The sequence below is a fragment of the Vibrio chemaguriensis genome (assembly GCF_012275705.1).
GTDB classification, from domain to species: Bacteria; Pseudomonadota; Gammaproteobacteria; order Enterobacterales; family Vibrionaceae; genus Vibrio; species Vibrio diabolicus.
The window spans coordinates 68,064-85,891 of the sequence record NZ_SHOE01000010.1 but is presented as its reverse complement, the minus strand read 5'-3'; the positions used below and the strand labels follow the sequence as shown (position 1 = coordinate 85,891).

Here is a 17,828-nt window from a genome sequence, read left to right as displayed (position 1 = left end):
TCATGTCAGAACTAACCCCCCAAGTCGCCGGAAATACAGCCATGACCTCCGGCTCAGCACAGACATTTTCTACTGCGAATAGTATGGACGATGTAACAACGAAGCTGAAGCAAATCTGGTCGAGTAGCCAGAGAAACCTAGTGTTATCTGCCGTACTCGCTGCGATTGTTGCGGCAATCATTGTGGTCGCTCTTTGGAGTTCCTCACAAAGCTTCCGTCCACTGTATAGCCAACAAGAACGTTTTGATATCGGAGAGATTGTCTCGGTATTAGAAAGTGAAGGTGTGAGCTACCGTATGCAAGAGCAAAATGGCCAAGTTCTTGTGCCAGAAGGCGAAGTTGCGAAAGTTCGCATGTTGCTTGCGTCAAAAGGTGTTAAAGCCAAACTGCCGACAGGTTTGGATTCGCTTAAAGAAGACAGCTCTCTCGGTACAAGCCAATTTATGGAAACGGCGCGTTACCGTCATGGTTTAGAAGGTGAGTTAGTACGCACTATCATGTCTCTGAATTCAGTGGCGAATGCGCGTGTTCACTTAGCTATTCCTCGTCAAACCTTATTTGTTCGTCAAAACAGCGAGAACCCTTCAGCGTCAGTGATGCTTGAGCTGAAACCTGGCGAAGACCTCAAGTCTGAGCAAGTTGAAGCAATCATCAACTTAGTGGTTGGTAGCGTGACGGCGATGAAGCCTGAATTTGTATCTGTTATCGACCAATATGGCCGTTTACTCAGTGCAGATGTTGCTTCGGCGGAAGCAGGTAAAGTCAATGCAAAATACCTTGAATATCAAAAGAACGTTGAGAAGCAGATCATTCAACGCGCAGCAGACATGCTTACGCCAATTGTGGGTCCGAGTAACTTCCGTGTGCAAGTCGCTGCTGATATGGACTTTAGCCAAGTTGAAGAAACGCAAGAGATTTTGGATAACGCACCTGTCGTACGTAACGAGCACACCATTCACAACAACTCAGTTGACCAAATTGCGCTAGGCGTACCAGGTTCTCTAAGCAACCAACCGCCAGTAACTGGTGAAGAAGTAGAAACGAACGATAGCCAAAACACCAACGCACGCTCTGAAGTAAACCGTCAGTATGCAGTGGGGAGTAGTGTTCGTCGTACTCAATACCAACAAGGTCAAATTGAGAAAATGAGCGTGTCGGTACTGTTGAACTCGAAAGCCTCTCCGGATGGTGTTGCTTGGAGTGAAGCAGATAAAGAGCAGATTTCAAATATGATCATGGATGCTGTCGGTATTTCTGCGGCACGAGGTGACAGCTTAAGCTTGATGAGTTTCAACTTCACTCCAATTGAAATTGATGCGCCTCCTGCGCTGCCGTGGTGGCAAGACCCTACAGTACAGCAGCCAATACGTTACGTTATCGGTGGTTTGTTAGGCTTGGCGATGATCTTCTTCGTACTACGCCCATTGATCATGCACCTCACAGGCGTTGATAAGCCAGTACCAGAGTTAGACTTTGCAGAGCCGCAAGAAGAGCCTGATTATGACAACCTGCAAACGCGTGAAGAGCGTGAGCATGAAGAAGTGCTTGATCGCCGTCTATCAGAAAAAGGTATCTCAGCCTCTTCCGGCTTAGATGTAAACAGCGACATGCTGCCTCCAGCCGGTTCGCCACTAGAGATTCAATTGAAACACCTACAGCTTATTGCCAATGAAGAGCCAGAGCGCGTAGCCGAAATACTGAAACAATGGGTAAACATCAATGAACACAGTTCCATCAAAGCAGACGCTTAGTTATGTAGAACAAACCGCGCTCGTGCTATTAGGCATGGGCGAGGATGCCGCTGCGAAGGTTTTACAGCACTTTAGCCGTGATGAAACCCAGCGGGTGACTCGTGCAATGGCGAAGTTGAATGGCATTAAGAGCGATTCCGCTCGCGGCGTTATTCAAACTTTCTTTGAAGACTTTCGTGAGCACAGTGGCATTCGTGGAGCTTCTAAAGAATATTTGTCTAATACGCTACGTAAAGCATTGGGTAATGATTTGGCAAAAGGGCTGCTGAATACGCTGTATGGTGATGAAATTCGCAACAATATGCAGCGCTTACAGTGGGTAGAAGCAGAAACGCTTGCTCGTTTCATTGTGAATGAGCACCCGCAAATGCAAGCGATTTTTCTTGCCTATTTGCCAGCTGATAGCTCTTCAGCGGTGTTGAAGCACCTGCCACAAGATTACCATGACGAAATCTTGTTCCGAATTGCTCAGCTGCAAGACATCGATCATCAAGTTGCTATTGATTTGCATGAGCTCGTTGAGCGCTGCATTGAAAAAGTATCTGCAAGCCAAAGCACACCGCTATCTGGTGTCAAGCAAGCTGCTGACATCATTAACCGCTTTGAAGGTGATCGCGGGTCGTTGATGGAAATGCTGAAGTTGCATGATGAAGATGTCGTTAATGCCATTGAAGAGAATATGTTCGACTTTATGGTTCTTGGTCGTCAGCGTGAAGAAACCATGGACATGCTGGTGCAGCAGATCCCACTAGAATTGTGGGCAGTTGCACTCAAAGGTTCAGAAATTACGTTACAGCAAGCCATTAAACGTTCTATGCCTCAGCGTATGGTGAAAGCACTGGAAGACGATATGGAAGCGCGCGGGGCTGTTGCGCTAAGTCGTGTTCAAAAAGCGCGTCAAGACATCATGCAAATGGTGCGTGAGTTGGATGAATCTGGTGAAGTTCAGTTGCTTCTTTATGAAGAGCCAACGGTGGAGTAACGTCATGGTAGAGACAAAATCAAGTACGATGCGACTGCCGCCGAGTGGATACCGTTTGCACCGCTTTCCGCCTTTGGCGCAGCCTAAGGCTATAGAAGACGAGTTCGGGCTAGATAACCAAGGTTGGCAAGAGCCGCAAGTTGATATTCAACAACAGCTTGAAGCCGGTTTTCAACAAGGTTTACAACAAGGGCATGAAGAAGGCTTACGTCAAGGTATCGAGCAGGGTAAGCAACAAGGCCTGTTAGATGGACAAAAAGAAGGCTTCCAAAAAGGCTTTGTGTCTGGTGAGCAGTCAGGAAAACAGAGTTTTCTAGAGGCGGCGAAACCCGTGAACGAGCTCTTTCATGCGCTGTCTCGCTGGCAAGACGAAAAAGAGCAACAGCAACGCCATATGATTTGTGAGCTGGTACAAAAAGTGGCTCAGCAAGTGATTCGTGCTGAGCTCACTTTAATGCCTCAACAGATCCTTGCCTTGGTGGATGAGACATTGTCTGCCATGCCAGGCAAAGCGGAAACCGTAACCGTGCATTTAAATCCGCAGGATTTAGAAAGAATTACTCACATTAATGCTGATCTGCCACAATCTTGGAAACTGGTGGCTAATACGGAACTTCCGATTGGTGGCTGCCAACTAGTGACCGATGATGCAGAGGCGGATGCAAGCTGCGACTCTCGTTTAGAAGCCTGTATGGACAATGTAAAACAACACCTTTTGGATGAAGTTAGTATTCCGCAGGTAGAATCAGAGCATGAGTAATACCTTAAGCCATGAGCTATTGAGTGAGCGTTTGAGCGAAGCATTGGCTTCGCTCGATTCAATCCCTGTTGCTCGCGTGACAGGGCGCTTGATTAAAGTAAACGGCTTAATGTTACAAGCCGTTGGGTGCCGGTTTAAACTGGAGCAGCGCTGTCTTGTAGAAACCGCAGAAGGCGACATGATCGAAGCGCAAGTGGTGGGCTTTGAGCGCACTATTGCTTACCTAATGCCTATTCGGCGCTTAGGTGGCTTATTTGCTGGTGCGAAAGTCATTCCTCTGGACGGTGACAGTACCGTGCAGTTAAGTGCTCAGTGGTTAGGGCGAGTGCTGAATGGTTTAGGTGAGCCGTTGGATGACGGGGCACCGCTTAAAGGGGGAGATCGTGTTTCACTTGAACCAAAACCGATTAACCCATTGAAGCGACGTCCTGTTGATACCCCACTCAACGTTGGGGTGCGCGCAATCAATGGACTCTTGACCGTCGGAAAAGGGCAACGCATTGGCTTAATGGCGGGCAGTGGTGTCGGTAAAAGTGTTCTAATGGGGATGATCACCAAAAACACCGAAGCCGATGTGATTGTGGTCGGTCTTATTGGTGAGCGAGGCCGAGAGGTACGCGAGTTCATCGAACGAAACTTAACCCCAGAGGCGCGCAAGAAGGCGATTATCATCGCAGCTCCTGCTGATGAATCCCCGCTGATGAGGTTAAGAGCGACACTGCTTTGTCATCGCGTTTCCGAGTATTTTCGAGATCAAGGCAAAGATGTTCTGTTGTTGATGGATTCTCTCACTCGATACGCCATGGCACAGCGTGAAATCGCTCTTTCGCTTGGCGAGCCTCCGGCATCTCGCGGTTATCCGCCCTCTGTCTTCAGCGTGTTACCGCAACTCCTTGAGCGTGCGGGCAACAGTGAAAATCAGCACGGTAGCCTAACCGCAATTTATACCGTGTTGGCGGAAGGGGACGACCAGCAAGATCCTGTCGTGGATTCTGCGCGTGCTATCTTAGATGGGCATGTCGTATTATCGCGTCAACTTGCCGAGCAAGGGCACTATCCTGCCATTGATATTAATGCCTCTATCAGCCGTTGTATGAGCACCTGTACACAGGAGGCGCATAGCACGATCGCGAATAATTTCCGCCAGATGTACTCCAACTATCTTCAGGTGAAAGAACTGTTGCCGTTAGGAGGCTATCAACCGGGGCAAGATCCTGAATTAGATCAATCTGTTGCTATGTATCCAAACTTACGTGCGTATTTACAACAAGCCGCTAATGAGTCAGTGGATTACCCAACCAGTTTGACTGAGCTCGCGCAGCTTTTTCAAAGTGCTTAACCAAATGGGAGTGGTATCGTTGAGATGAAATCCAAGTTAAAAGCAGTGGGTAAGCTGCAACAAATGGAAGAAAAGCAACGTGATCGTGTGGGTCAGCAACTTGATGCCATGCGCCAACGTCACTCCCATCTTTCAATGCAGTTGGAACAATTGTCAGCATTGAAAGGCCATGCGGGACAATCAACAAGAACTGTTCCAACACTGACAAGCGCAGCGCTGATGAACTTTAATCGTGTCGATCAAATGCTGCAAAAAATGCTTCGCCACCATGAGCATGAACAAGCCGTCATGCAAGCGGAATGCGCGTCTGTACAAAAAACGCTGGAGCACAAACACGCTCGTGTTCAAGGGTTAGAAAAAGTGCTCGAACGATGGCGTGCTAAGCAAAATTATGAAAAAGCGAAAAAAGAGCAAAAAATAATAGAAGACATCATCAACTCTCGTGTTAAGCGCAAGATATTATGATGTCTTGTCAAAGCTATTAGGAGCGCGAATAATTTCTTCTGCGTCTTAGCCAACCAAACCAGCCCCCAAGCATGATCATCCCTGAGCCAAGTGCGCCACCACTACTGCCATTATCCTCAAAGCCAGATGTGTTGGTATCTTCTGGTTCAAAGCCGGAATCACCTTCACTATGATAATCTTCTGTGCTTGCTAAGAGAGCATTGTAACGAGTCTTCACTCCCGAGCTGGTTTGGGCTTCAATCCATGTTGTGTAATTTAGAACCTCAGTAAACACACTCGGAATCGCAGCGGATTCACAAACAGAAGAACCATAGCTTACAATACCGATTTGTTGATACATTCCGTTATTGTCTTGATAGGTGAGAGGGCCACCAGAGTCACCGCTACAAATACCGGTATAACTGCGCTCAGGAAACCCATTGGCACATAAGCTTTCTTGAGCATTAAACCCGGTCACTAAAGAAGCACATTGCGCATCGGTGAGTGGTTTTACTTCCGCCCATCGCAAATAACTTGGTCCATTTTCATCGTTGGTCGAGGTTTGCCCTAAACCGAATATCTGATAAACCGATTGGCTGCTGTAATCACCAAAATCTTGCGGCAACGTAATGGATTGAACGTTGTCGGTGATCGGGTGGGTAAGTTCAAGTACGGCGATATCATTAATCCATAAATCACTAGGCTCGTAATTTGGATGAATAGTGATAGAGCGAACATCTTTGAATTCATCAACAAACACATCATTCATTGTCGGGTTTTTTACTAAAACTCGTAGATCATTGATTGTCCATCCGTCAGAAAAAACACTCGGCTCTACACAGTGAGCGGCGGTTAAAATGAAGCGGTCATTAACAATCGTGCCGCCACAGATGTTGGCAAATTGATTAGCGCCAGTTTTGTGTAGAATGAGTCGTGCGAAAAAGGGCAATTGATTTTGAGTGGCTTGCTGGCCGCCTATGATTGCCGTTGAGATGCCTTGCTCTGAATGAGCGTCTTCACTTTCAGCGACTGCACTCATGGGTACTGCGAGGCAGAGTACGCTTAACCATATTTGATACCGCTTCATAAACCATCCTTGGATGAAAAGTGCTCTTTCTAACTTTATACTAATTTTTCAATGAATGTGCTTAACAAAAGGTTTCTTTAATTGAATGATTGTTGCAACCACGAGCGCAGAAGGTGAAACGATTCCAGCTTTAGCTTGTGTGGTGGGCAAACAAAGTAAAACTGTTGGTTAGGATTAATGACGGGTTTACCCAGCTCGATTAACTGGCCATATTTGATGTCATCTTTCACAAACAAGCGATGAGTCACCAATAAGCCTAAACGACGAGTCGTCGCCTGCACGGCTTGTATCGACATATTAAAAGTGATTGGTTTTTTGCTTTTAGGTCGCAGGATGCCAGTCGCATTCTGCCACACGTTCCAGTCATTTTTTCTTCGTTCGTTAGTGACTTCAATGATGGGATACTGCTTTAACAGTTGAGCGATATTTGAGTCTTTCGTCTTAGCTATCAATTCAGGGCTACACACCAAAACCAGTTCATCTTCACTGAGCTTTTCACAGTAATAATCTTGCCATTCCTCGGTGTTTCCATGCACGAGGGCAGCGTCGATACCTTCTTGCTCTAGATTAAACCTGCCAGACAGGTTTGATAAACGAACGTCTAATTGCGGAGCAAAGTCCTGCAAACTCGACATTCGCGGAATCCACCAATGCAGCGCCAAGGAATTCACCATATTAAGCGTAATACGTTGCAAGTTTTGGTCTTGGATTAGCGCTTCTGTGGCATCGACAATTTGTTCTAAAGCTGGCGCAACCTTTCGATAATATTTTTTACCGTCAGCATTAAGTTGAACTTGTCTGCCTACGCGATCAAACAGAGGTTTGTTGACCTGAGTCTCCAGTGATTTTATCGCCTGACTCACCGCCGAATGACTCACACTTAATATCTGCGCTGCTTCTGTCATGCTGCCAGATTCCGCCACAGCGACAAATGCATAGATGGATTTTAGAGGGACTAATTTACGCATATTTTAGAAACCGTAACATGATGAGAGGTAAGTTAACCTGTAAGTTTTTCTTACATTAATGGTTAATATTACTCGCTATTTACAATAAGTGATATCTCATAAAATACTCCACATATTAAGGAGTATCGAATGAATGCAGTAAATAAATCTATTCTTTTCATGCTGATGTCTACGTTAAGCTTATCTGTTACTGGGTTGTTAGCAAAGCAGTTGACAGGTGAACTTTCCGTCACACTGTTTAGTTTCTTACGCTTTTTGGCTCCTGCACTTATTTTGCTTGTCTTACTTCGTTTCAAAAATCTTACCTTTCCTAAAGCTGGGACGTTAAAACCGATTTTGCTTCGCGCCTTCTGTATCGGCTTATCACAGTTGTGTTTCATCGCGTCACTACAAACGTTAACGCTGGTAGAAGGGGTGGTATTGTTTGCCACTGGCCCATTATTTATTCCTTTGGTTGAAAAGCTGTTTATGGGAGGCCACATTCGCGTTTCAACATTGGCGGCTTTAGCAATGGCGTTTACTGGAGTGGTTATGTTGGCGGGAGTTGGTGGGGGGTTTACTTGGCGTTCGGATTTATTACTCGGTCTAGCTAGTGGACTCTTCAATTCCGGCTCTCAGCTTACGCTATATAAAGTGAGTAAAACTGATATGTCGCCATTAGAAATCAACTTTTGGGCGTTTGGGTTTGCTGCCGTATTTCTGTTACCGCTAACGTTGTTTAACGACATCGATGTTTTCCTCAAAGCCAATGTGATGGAATCTACTGTTTCTTCTAATATGCTGTGGCTCGGTGTGATGTCCCTGATGATCATTAACACCCAAGTTTTCCGCTCCAAAGCGTATCAACTGGCAAGCAGCGGCTCTCAACTTGCACCACTTATTTTTACTAACCTACTGTTCACCGCGGTTTGGCAGAGTGCGTTTTTTGATGACCGAATGAGTCAAAGCCAAATTATCGGGATGAGTTTAATCGTGCTCGCAACCATACTGAACACATGTTGGGTTCACTTTACGGCGCATCGTGGTGGTAGGTTACAAGCGAGAACCTCTTAGCCTGTCGGAAAATAGAGGATTAAGTAAGGCAAATCAGAGGTGAGGTTTGATTTTTTCTGACAATGAACTAGCGTCAAGAAAGGTTCAGGGAGAGAAATAATGCTTACGCTAAATTATTACGTTGAGATTTCAGCTACACCGCAACGGGTGTGGGAAGTGCTAACCGATGCTGAGTTATACAAACGCTGGGCACAGGCTTTCTCACCCCAGTCTCAATTTGATGGGATATGGGAAGAAGGGCAAGACATCACTTTTTTTTGATCCCGATATGGGCGGAACGCGAGCGACTATCGATATCGTGCAACCGCAACAGCGTCTTGAATTTCATCACATTGCTATTTTTAATCCGGATAATAGGCAGCAACTGGATGGAGATTTAGCATCTAAGTGGATTGGATCACGAGAGATCTATCAGATCGACACCAATAGTGATCGTTTGTTACTCAATGTCACCATTCATACGCACAGCGACTTTGTTTCTATGTTTAATCACGGATGGGAAAAAGCGTTGCCCCTAATAAAAGCCATCAGTGAGGAGCAAGCTTAAGTCTGATACTCATCTTGGGCTGACGGTACGTCACGTGTAGGTATACAATAGCATGCAAGATAGCGCACCTAAGAGAGTGGATGATGGAATTTAAAGTTGATACCCATACACATACGTACGCCAGTGGTCATGCGTACAGCACCTTGATTGAAAATGCAAAATTGGCGAAAGAGAACGGCTTGGATATGTTCTGTACGACTGATCACGCGGAATCAATGCCGGGCGCGCCGCATTACTGGTTTTTCTCCAACCAAAAAATCCTGCCTCGATTTTTAGACGGTATCGCGATCATTCGGGGTGTGGAATCCAACATTCTTAATACCGAAGGCGACATCGATATTCCGCTGAGTGTCGATCGTAACCTAGATTGGGTTATTGCAAGTTTCCATGAACCTGTTTTTCGTCCTGCAAACAAAGAAACTCATACGGAAGCGCTCATTAATGTGATTCAAAACGGTCGTATTGATGCGCTTGGCCATCTTGGGAATCCAAATTTCGACTTTGATTTTCAGGCCGTTTTAACGTGCGCGAAAGAGCATAATGTTGCGATTGAAATCAATAACACCACGCTAAAAGGGAATAGCCGAGTGGGTAGCGTAGACCGTTGCCACGAGATTGCACAAATCGGTAAAGATCTCGGTGTCTTCTTCACAACGGGAAGTGATGCGCATTTCTGTCATGATGTTGGTAATCTGGATTTGGTTGGAGAGCTAATGGATAGAGTGGGTATCGATAGCAAAAAAGTGATTACTCACACCGCTCAGCAGTTTTTGTCTTTCTTAGCTCTGAGAGGCCGTAAGCCAATTCCAGAGTATGACGACATTCGCAACGCATAAACTTGATTACATTTTAGGTATGCACCTGGCGTAAGATTGCTTTACACTGCGACCCGGAAATACTCAACTAAGCTAGTTTGTCGCCTTTTATGGCGTGGGTTACTTGGGTAAATAAAGCCGACACAGAATTCGGCACTATAAATGGAGAAGTGAAAATGTTACGTCCTTTAGTCCTAGGGTGTGCGATTGCGTTTGGCTCAACATACGCAATGGCAGAAGCGGTTGATTTAAAACAAAACATGAAGCAGATGAAGATGGAATTCAAACAGGCGGCAGAAGCGTCGGATGTTGAAACCATGAAGTCTGCAATTGATAGCTTGCAAGCAATCGTCGAGCAATCTAAGCGCGGCAACTATCCACCAGAGAAATTCGATACCTACTTAGAAGGCTTTAATAAACTAACGGTAACGTTAGACAAGATTGAGGCAGACTTAGACGCTGGTAACCTGCAAGACGCGAAAGCACAATTACGTGAAATTGATAGCCTACGTGAAGAATACCACGACAAGCGTAACCCAAGTATTTGGAGTAAGCTGTTCGGCTAATCGCGATAAAAGCTGACAATAGAATATGAAAATAGCCTGCCGTTTTGGTGGGCTTTTTTGTGTCTGTCAATTGCGTTATTGAAGAAAAGCTGTGAGGTGGCAACCACTTATTGATCCTGTTTTTGAGCTAGCACTCAGAATTAGTTACGCTGAATTAAATTTGTTAAGTCACCGTTATGCGTAGATTAATTCCTTTTTATCGCTCCATGCTATTTGCTAGTGCTCTAAGTTGGGTGCTAGTGACCCTGATGCCTGTTATCAATGCTCATGGTAACAGCATGGGTGTGTGGGCGACGCTATGTACGCTTAACGGTTTTGAATTGGTTCAAATCGAAGAAAGTGACAATGCCGTCAGCCATAAAGGCAAACCTTGTCCTTTTAGCCACTTCTCGACCTTTCATCATGATTCACTTCCAACTACACCAATACTTCCACAACTGAGCTTGGTCATTTCTGAAAGCTACACTTTTTTGGCTCTAAGTGTACGATTTGAAACGCCAGTTCCTCGTGCCCCACCAAAGTTAGCGTTGATAAACTTCTAGCGGCAAGCCATCTGGATCTTTGAAAAAGGTAAACGCTTTGCCTGTAAATTCATCGATGCGAATGGGCTCTACCTCAATTTCTCTCGTCTCTAAATATTCTTTAACATGCTCGACATCATCCACTTGAAAAGCAAGGTGGCGTAACCCCTGAGCTTCAGGAAAGCTCGGTCTCTCTGGTGCGTCCGGAAAGCTAAACAATTCAACTTGGCTGCCGTCAGGTAAAGCGAGGTCAAGCTTGTAGGAGTCTCTGGCTTCACGGTAATTTTCAGCAATGACTTTTAGCCCTAACAATTCGGTGTAAAAGCGTTTTGACCTTGGATAATCACTGCAAATGATCGCGACGTGATGAATGGCATTAAACATGGTTAACCTCTTCAAACATGGCTAGTATCCTCAAGCATGGTTAGCGTCCTCGGAGACTAAATGCTCCTTAACGAAGTCGATAAACACGCGCAGACGAGCAGGCATGTATTTGGTTTGCGCATACTGCATCGCGATAGCGCCGTGGTAGTTACTCTTGATCATCCAATCCGGCAATACTTCCACCACTTCTCCTTGCTCTAACGCGTCTTTGATCACGAAGTCATGGAAGATCCCAATTCCCAAGCCAGACTTAACCCCGTTCAAGCGCATTTGAGAGTGGTTGACGGCGTAGCGTCCACTCACGGCAATGGAATGAAAGGCTTCCTCTTTAAAGAATGACCAGATGTTGTCTTTGTCGTTCTCGGCAAGGTAAATGCAGTCGTGCTGCTCAAGCTCAGTGGGATGCTCAGGCATACCGTGTTTGGTGAGGTAATCTGGAGAGGCACACAAAACAAGATTGGTCTTGCTGATCTCTTTGAGTACCAGGTTCTCATCGGGTTTATCGGTAAGCTTAAATGCGACATCAATACCTTGGCGGAAAAGATCAATCTCACCATCTGCTGCACGCAGCTTAAGCTGAATATTTGGATAACGCTCTAGGAATGGCAACACAAATGGCTGAAGAACCGAATTAAGAAATGCTTCAGGGGCTGCAACTGTGAGTGCGCCTGTTGGCTCGGCATGATCTTCCGCAGATAGCTCAACGGCTTGCTGGGCGGCATTCACCATTGCGATGCTTTGGTCGTAAACCTTTTGTCCTGCTTGAGTGATGATCAACTTACGAGTCGTGCGCTCAAACAGTTTGACCGAGAGGGCTTGTTCCAACCGTGTGATCAACTTACTTAAAGCCGATGGCGTCACGCCGAGTTGTTTGGCTGCAGCGGTAAAACTGCCTTCGTTTACCACCAAGATAAACGAAGCAAGATCAGGAAGTAGGGCAATGAGTTTTGGATTAACCATAATTGTTCAGTTCTGCGCAGCGGAATAACGATATTGTCTGGTACGGTTTCACGAGGTTCAAGTGTCACCGTCTCGCTTTAACGATATTTTGCCAAAAATGCATTGAGTGCAGGCAAGCCAGATTCACCAGTATGGTATTGCTGCCAACAGTGATAAATGGCCGTTTCGTGGTCTGCAATCAATTCGATAGCTTCTCGCTCAGCGATTGAATACTGTTTTGAAGCTTTCACTTCTTCATGCCACTCTCGATATTTGACCTCATAAGGCTCCACCCATTTCAGAAGAGTCGCCACCAACTCTTGCCATGGTAAACCAATCCACTTGGTTGCATCTGCCAAGCCTTTATCCAGCATCTCTTGGTGTCGACTTTCGATATCCATGCCATTTGTCAGCAGTACAGGTTTGAGCTTTTCTGCGGTGAGTTCTTCCACTTCAATCAAGGTTTGCCACAGTGTTTGTTGTTCACTTTGGGCGTAATGGCTCAAGTAGTGGTTGAAAAAAGCGATGCCGTAGATTTCGCCATAGTAGGCAGACAGAACGTTATGAATCATGGTGAGAATCGTGATTTAAACAGGGAATATCGCATTGTAGGAGGGGAAAGCGCGACGTGTAAATAGCTGATTAAGAGTAAAAAAGTGCTGCTGACAGAATTCGAACAGAACTTGTGAGAATTTTATGAGAATTCGATGAAGTTGCTGATAGATTTGCTCGTCATTCTTAGAGGCAAGAACGCAAAACGTTCGAAACGTAATGCTTAACCTACTCAAGTCACGAACAAAGAAGTAAAGCCGTACACATGGGCTTGGGTAGTTCAACCCTCATTAAAGGATGGAATCACAATGAAAAAACGTACCCAACTCGGACTCGTCATGACTTCAGTCGCTATGGCACTCGGCTCTGCATCAGTGAATGCGGCGGAATTGGAAATCACCGTAACCAACGCAACCAAAGGCATTTACTTTACGCCACTTATTATTGCCGCACATGGCTCTGACCTTCAAATGTTCAGAACGGGTCAAGCTGCAACGCCAGAACTAGAAGCAATGGCAGAAGGTGGTGATATCTCTGGTCTTGCGAGTGTGATTGGTAACGCTGGTGGTGCGGTGGTTGAGAACCCTGCTGGTGGTATTTTGAATCCGGGTGTTGCAACCACCTTCACCTTGGACAGTGGCGACCACGGATATCTTTCTCTGAGCGCGATGCTGCTGCCAACCAATGACGGTTTCGTCGGTCTGGATAGTTGGAAGATTCCAACGGAAGCGGGTACATACCGAGCAACGCTAAGAAGTTACGATGCCGGTACAGAAGCGAACGATGAACTTGCGTCTAGCATGCCAACCCCACCTTTCATTAGCTTTGGTACTGGCGGCACAGGCGTTGAAGCAACGGCAACTAACGACAAAGTTCACGTGCATCCGGGTAACCTTGGTGATAGCGACCCAACTGGCGGCATCAGTGACCTAGACAGCAGCAGCCATCGTTGGTTAAACCCAGTTGCAACCATCACAATCGTTGTGAAGTAAGGGGGATGTATGAAAGTCAGAATCTTACTAGTAGCAGCTTCAGTCGGCTTGCTCGCCGGTTGTCCAAGCGATGATGATAACGCCGTAGTGAAATCGTACCGCTACACCGTCAACGTGGCTAACTTGACTGCGAATCAACCTATGTCTCCGCTTGCGGTACTCACTCACAATGGTGACTACCAATTGTTTGAAATTGGCCAAGCTGCATCTGTTGAACTTGAGCATCTTGCCGAAGGCGGTAGTAACGCCGAGCTGATTGAGTTGATGAACAGCAATGACAGTGTTTACCAAGGTATTTCGGGCAATGGATTGGTGTTGCCGGGTGCATCGGACGAAGTCACCATCACAGTCGACCCTCGTCGTTACGGTTACTTGTCTGTGGCGTCTATGTTTGTGAATACCAACGATGCCTTTGTTGGCGAAACGGGGCTATCGCTCAAATCGCTCGCAGTAGGTGAAAGCTATGAAATGAGCATGAACGTTTGGGATTCTGGCACGGAACTGAACGATGAACTTGCCGCAACCATTCCGGGCCCAGCAGGTGGCGGTGAGGGCTTCAATGCCGCTCGTAATGACAGTAATGACGTTGTTGCCTTCCATGCGGGGGTAGTTAGCCAAGATGATGGATTAGCAAACTCAGCACTCTCTGCGAACCATCGTTTCTTGAACCCAGGTGCGAAAGTCACCATCACTCGAGTCGAGTAACACAGGCTCCGATGACGTCTCCTTTCCAAAGCGCTTGTAGCCGAGCGCTTTATCCCTCATGGCGTCATCGGAACCTTTTTTGAAAGAATTTCTAATTTGTTCCGGTCATGTGCAAAGTGAGGATACTCGAAGGCAAGGAAAGGACCATGGAACAACAGGCAATCAATTTAGTCGCGAACATCTTGTTGGTGGAAGATGACGATGATTTGGCAGAACTGGTTCAGATGCATCTCAAGTTTCAAGGACACCAAGTGTCGCGAGCCACAAATGTCGCCGATGCTAAAACGCAGTACCAGCAACAACCCTTTGATTTATTGATCCTTGACCGAGGTTTACCAGATGGTGATGGTCTAGACATCTGCCATTATTTGCGGCAGCAACAAGATTGGAGCCCAGTGCTTATGTTGACAGCAAGAGACGGCGAAATGGACAAGGTTGACGGTTTAGAAGCGGGCGTTGATGACTACATCACTAAGCCATTTAGTGTATTAGAGTTCCAAGCGCGAGTACGTAACGTGCTGCGCCGAGTCAGTCAAACCGCAGAGGCCAAAGTAGCAAATGAAGTACTCGACGAAGCGATGGATTTTGGTCCGCTAAGAATCATTCCGGAGTTGCACCAAGTATCCCTAAACGACAAGGATGTCACTCTTACCGCGACAGAGTTTACTTTGCTGCAGTTTCTCGCGACTCGTCCGGGCAGAGTCTACAGTAAAGATGAATTGCTCGATCACGTATGGAACACCAGTCATTCTGGTTATCACCACACGGTGTGTAGCACCATTAACCGTTTACGCAGCAAATTGTCTTTGTCTGATTCAGATCATCACTTCATCCAAACCGTGTGGGGCGTTGGGTATAAGTTTCAGCCAAGACACTAATGCAAAAAAGCAAGTCAAAACATCAAGCCAGACAGTAAGTTGGCAGTTGTTTTCACCGTCATTTTTCAATCATCACGGGTGTTTCAAAAACACCGCTGTTTAAGGAGGCGATAGGATGAGCTTCAAATCTCGCTTGGTAGTATTTACTAGCTTGTGGTTCTGTCTTGCGGCGGTGGTGATTGCACTGACTTACAATTGGCAAAAAGAAACCATTGAGTTACGCACTAAGCAAAGCCTGCATAAAGAACTAGCCAGCCACATGCGTGACGATAATCCGCTGATGATTGGAACGGATTACAACCCTAAAGCGCTCAAGTCGATCTTTCATACCCTTATGCTGATCGGCCCTGATTTTGAAATCTATTTCCTCGATAGCCAAGGCAATATCACCACCCATGCTGCGCCTGATGGGGCAAAGCTTATGGACTCGGTGGATCTGAACCCCATTCAGCAATTTTTAAACAACGAACCGCTTCCCATCTTAGGCGAAGATCCTCGTAATCGCGGTGAACACAAAGTGTTTTCTGTTGCGGCGATAGAGGAATTAGGCTCTACGGTCGGTTATCTCTATGTGGTGATTGGCAGTACCCGACATGACGCCATTGCCAATGCGCAAGTCGATACCCCTTACATCGCGCTGGCAGGATTGGTCTTAGTGTCCATTTTAGGCTTTGCTCTCGGGGCTTATGTGCTGGTCAAACGTAGCCTGTTGAACCCGATTGAGCGTGTGACCAAGCAACTTCAACAGCAAGCTGAACATGATTTTCACCTGCAACCTGACTTTACTCACCAAGTGCCGGAGCTCGTGCCGATTGCGCACTCTTATCAGATGATGGCGAAGCACATTCAGCAGCAGTTTTTACAGTTGGAGTATCAGTCTTCTCATCGTCGTCAGAGCTTGTTGCAGCTCAGTCATGATTTAAAAACGCCGTTATCGAGTGTGCTTGGTTATTTGGAAACGTGGCGTTTGAAACATCCGGAATCTGATCCTTTGATTGATGTCGCGTTCCGAAATTGTGAGAAGCTCTCAACTCAATTGCATTCTTTATTAGACGCTGCCCGTAAAGAAGCCCCAATGCCAAACTACGAGTACCGCCCCGTGGATCTTGGCGCGTTGATGGCAGAATGTGCTGAAACGATGCAGAGCCAGTTTTCTCGTAAAGAAGTGGTGTTGAAAGTGGATATCGATAGCGAGATTCAAACTGTGGGTGATAAAGGACTCTTAGAGCGGTTGGTATTGAACCTGCTTGAAAATGCGTTGCGCCACAGCCCAATCGGCTCGGAAGTGCATTGCCAAGCGCATTTGAGTGAGGATAAGTCGCGAATCCTGTTCACTTTTGTCAACCGAATTGATAAAGATGCCGTCGGTGGCGCATTAGGAATTGGTACAAAGATAGTGCAGTCAATTTTAATGTTGCACCACAGCTACTTAGAGACGTGTGAGACGGACACTGATTATCAACAAAAATTCGCACTTCTCGCTGCCTGAGGAGAAGCGCGAATTTGGCTTATCGAATGACTACTTAATAACGCCACATACAACGCGCGCACCGCCGCCGCCTAATTTAGCAGGATGGTCGGAATGATTGTCACCACCAGCATGAATCATTAATGCTCGGCCTTTTAAATCTGATAATTTTAGGCGAGGCGCGACAACGGGCTGATTAGCATTACCATCCATGTCCACGTAGAGTGGAGGCAGGTCGCCTAAATGATTGTCATCGGTCCAAGGGTAGCCATGTTTCCCTGTGTTGCTGGGGTCATAGTGACCACCTGCTGCACCGCCAAGGACGGTTTTGCCATTCTTCTCCGCGCTATCGCACGATGGATTAGTGTGAACATGGAAACCGTGCACCCCTGATGACAAACCTGATAACTGAGGCATAAATACCACGCCATAGTCACTTTGTGAAATCTCAATGGTGCCAGCGCTCTTCTTGCTGTTGAGATCGTTCATCGCTACAGTCTGCGCAAGTACGTTAGGAGCGGCTACGAGAGTGGCAGCAACTGAAATGCATAGCAATCCTTTTAACATGGGACTTCCTTCTTTTTGGTTGTACGCTCAAGCACATATTAGTGAAAACTTCTCTTCCTTATGTCTGTTGAGCGGTGGGTTTATGTCAGAGAGTGATGTGTCTCACTCTATGGTCTTAAACTGGTATCTATCTGCGAAACCAGCTCTCCATTATTAAGACTTAACATATTGAGATTGTTCAGATATAAAAAGAATAGACGTCAATCAAAAAATAGCCTGAATATTTTTAAATTAACGCAAAGTTAAATTTTTAATGACTTTATAACAAAGCTCATAATTGTTTTATAAAGAAGTTGTCGGAATTGTCTTCTATAAAAAATAATCAATTTAATGAATATTTTAATGTGAATATGGTTGTTTATAGGTTTGTGGTCAAACTGTTGCTTATATCATCAAATAAGATAAAAAATTGGAACTAAAGTCACTTAATGGCAGAGGAAAAAATTAAACTCTGGTTTTAATGGGTAATAATGTTTTAGTAACAGATAGTTACGCACTTAAAATTAATAA

General features: G+C 45.9%; 19 protein-coding genes and 1 pseudogene. 14 read left to right on the top strand and 6 right to left on the bottom strand.

What is annotated here, in order from left to right:
• Positions 1-2 precede the first annotated feature (2 nt).
• From fliF to fliJ, 5 genes are read left to right on the top strand one after another with little or no spacing between them, the layout of a single operon-like run.
• Positions 3-1,751 (top strand): flagellar basal-body MS-ring/collar protein FliF, encoded by a 1,749-nt coding sequence (gene fliF, locus EX191_RS11410; protein ID WP_031780427.1) that lies wholly within the window; start codon positions 3-5, stop codon positions 1,749-1,751.
• Positions 1,720-2,733, top strand: a complete 1,014-nt coding sequence (locus EX191_RS11405) for a flagellar motor switch protein FliG (RefSeq protein WP_005394839.1) — start codon at positions 1,720-1,722, stop codon at positions 2,731-2,733. Before fliF ends, EX191_RS11405 begins: the two co-directional genes overlap by 32 nt.
• A gap of 4 nt (positions 2,734-2,737) precedes the next feature.
• The gene (gene fliH / locus EX191_RS11400; protein WP_005394841.1) at positions 2,738-3,493 is read left to right on the top strand and encodes a flagellar assembly protein FliH; all 756 of its coding nucleotides are present in this window, start codon (positions 2,738-2,740) and stop codon (positions 3,491-3,493) included.
• Positions 3,486-4,832 carry a flagellar protein export ATPase FliI gene (gene fliI, locus EX191_RS11395; RefSeq protein ID WP_193447781.1) on the top strand — a complete coding sequence of 449 codons (1,347 nt, stop codon included), beginning with the start codon at positions 3,486-3,488 and terminating at the stop codon, positions 4,830-4,832. The genes fliH and fliI overlap by 8 nt, the downstream gene beginning before the upstream one ends.
• Positions 4,833-4,856: 24 nt before the next feature.
• On the top strand, positions 4,857-5,297 hold the full coding sequence (fliJ, locus tag EX191_RS11390; protein ID WP_193447780.1) for a flagellar export protein FliJ: 441 nt from the start codon (positions 4,857-4,859) through the stop codon (positions 5,295-5,297).
• A 16-nt stretch (positions 5,298-5,313) separates the two neighbouring features.
• On the opposite strand, the gene EX191_RS11385 is transcribed toward fliJ, so the two are convergent.
• Together EX191_RS11385 and EX191_RS11380 are read right to left on the bottom strand one after the other, a co-directional pair.
• Positions 5,314-6,315 (bottom strand): S1 family peptidase, encoded by a 1,002-nt coding sequence (locus tag EX191_RS11385; RefSeq protein WP_243238714.1) that lies wholly within the window; start codon positions 6,313-6,315, stop codon positions 5,314-5,316.
• Positions 6,316-6,440: 125 nt separating this feature from the next.
• Positions 6,441-7,331, bottom strand: coding sequence for a LysR substrate-binding domain-containing protein (locus EX191_RS11380; RefSeq protein ID WP_085342548.1), 891 nt, complete (start codon positions 7,329-7,331; stop codon positions 6,441-6,443).
• Between the two features lie 129 nt (positions 7,332-7,460).
• Here EX191_RS11380 and EX191_RS11375 point away from each other — a divergent pair, with 129 nt between their 5' ends.
• The 5 genes and pseudogenes from EX191_RS11375 to EX191_RS11355 all read left to right on the top strand — a co-directional run bounded on the left by EX191_RS11375 (position 7,461) and on the right by EX191_RS11355 (position 10,854).
• A complete protein-coding gene (locus EX191_RS11375) occupies positions 7,461-8,384 on the top strand; it encodes a DMT family transporter (protein ID WP_193447778.1) in 924 nt (307 codons plus the stop codon).
• Between the two features lie 99 nt (positions 8,385-8,483).
• Positions 8,484-8,931, top strand: a pseudogene (locus EX191_RS11370) (SRPBCC family protein).
• An 83-nt stretch (positions 8,932-9,014) separates the two neighbouring features.
• The gene (locus EX191_RS11365) at positions 9,015-9,767 is read left to right on the top strand and encodes a phosphatase (RefSeq protein ID WP_170902869.1); all 753 of its coding nucleotides are present in this window, start codon (positions 9,015-9,017) and stop codon (positions 9,765-9,767) included.
• A 155-nt stretch (positions 9,768-9,922) separates the two neighbouring features.
• Positions 9,923-10,312, top strand: coding sequence for a cytochrome b562 (locus EX191_RS11360; RefSeq protein WP_005394852.1), 390 nt, complete (start codon positions 9,923-9,925; stop codon positions 10,310-10,312).
• A 176-nt stretch (positions 10,313-10,488) separates the two neighbouring features.
• Positions 10,489-10,854 carry a hypothetical protein gene (locus EX191_RS11355; RefSeq protein ID WP_080619260.1) on the top strand — a complete coding sequence of 122 codons (366 nt, stop codon included), beginning with the start codon at positions 10,489-10,491 and terminating at the stop codon, positions 10,852-10,854.
• Here the strand turns inward: EX191_RS11355 and gloA2 are convergent.
• From gloA2 to EX191_RS11340, 3 genes are all read right to left on the bottom strand, one after another.
• Positions 10,834-11,217, bottom strand: coding sequence for an SMU1112c/YaeR family gloxylase I-like metalloprotein (gene gloA2, locus EX191_RS11350; RefSeq protein WP_048625392.1), 384 nt, complete (start codon positions 11,215-11,217; stop codon positions 10,834-10,836). The genes EX191_RS11355 and gloA2 overlap by 21 nt on opposite strands.
• A gap of 30 nt (positions 11,218-11,247) precedes the next feature.
• Entirely contained in the window at positions 11,248-12,177 is a 930-nt protein-coding gene (locus EX191_RS11345; RefSeq protein ID WP_048625391.1) for a LysR family transcriptional regulator, read from the bottom strand.
• Positions 12,178-12,254: 77 nt separating this feature from the next.
• Positions 12,255-12,728, bottom strand: coding sequence for a hypothetical protein (locus EX191_RS11340; protein WP_053808288.1), 474 nt, complete (start codon positions 12,726-12,728; stop codon positions 12,255-12,257).
• Between the two features lie 288 nt (positions 12,729-13,016).
• Here EX191_RS11340 and EX191_RS11335 point away from each other — a divergent pair, with 288 nt between their 5' ends.
• From EX191_RS11335 to EX191_RS11320, 4 genes are all read left to right on the top strand, one after another.
• Positions 13,017-13,700 (top strand): spondin domain-containing protein, encoded by a 684-nt coding sequence (locus EX191_RS11335; RefSeq protein WP_193447777.1) that lies wholly within the window; start codon positions 13,017-13,019, stop codon positions 13,698-13,700.
• Between the two features lie 9 nt (positions 13,701-13,709).
• Positions 13,710-14,405: a spondin domain-containing protein gene (locus tag EX191_RS11330; protein WP_193447776.1), complete on the top strand. Its 696-nt coding sequence runs from the start codon at positions 13,710-13,712 to the stop codon at positions 14,403-14,405.
• Between the two features lie 146 nt (positions 14,406-14,551).
• Positions 14,552-15,283 carry a response regulator transcription factor gene (locus tag EX191_RS11325; protein WP_193447775.1) on the top strand — a complete coding sequence of 244 codons (732 nt, stop codon included), beginning with the start codon at positions 14,552-14,554 and terminating at the stop codon, positions 15,281-15,283.
• A gap of 115 nt (positions 15,284-15,398) precedes the next feature.
• Positions 15,399-16,772, top strand: coding sequence for a sensor histidine kinase (locus EX191_RS11320; protein ID WP_193447774.1), 1,374 nt, complete (start codon positions 15,399-15,401; stop codon positions 16,770-16,772).
• Positions 16,773-16,802: 30 nt separating this feature from the next.
• Here EX191_RS11320 and EX191_RS11315 read toward each other — a convergent pair whose 3' ends face one another.
• Positions 16,803-17,318 carry a superoxide dismutase family protein gene (locus EX191_RS11315; RefSeq protein ID WP_167427761.1) on the bottom strand — a complete coding sequence of 172 codons (516 nt, stop codon included), beginning with the start codon at positions 17,316-17,318 and terminating at the stop codon, positions 16,803-16,805.
• Positions 17,319-17,828: the final 510 nt, after the last annotated feature.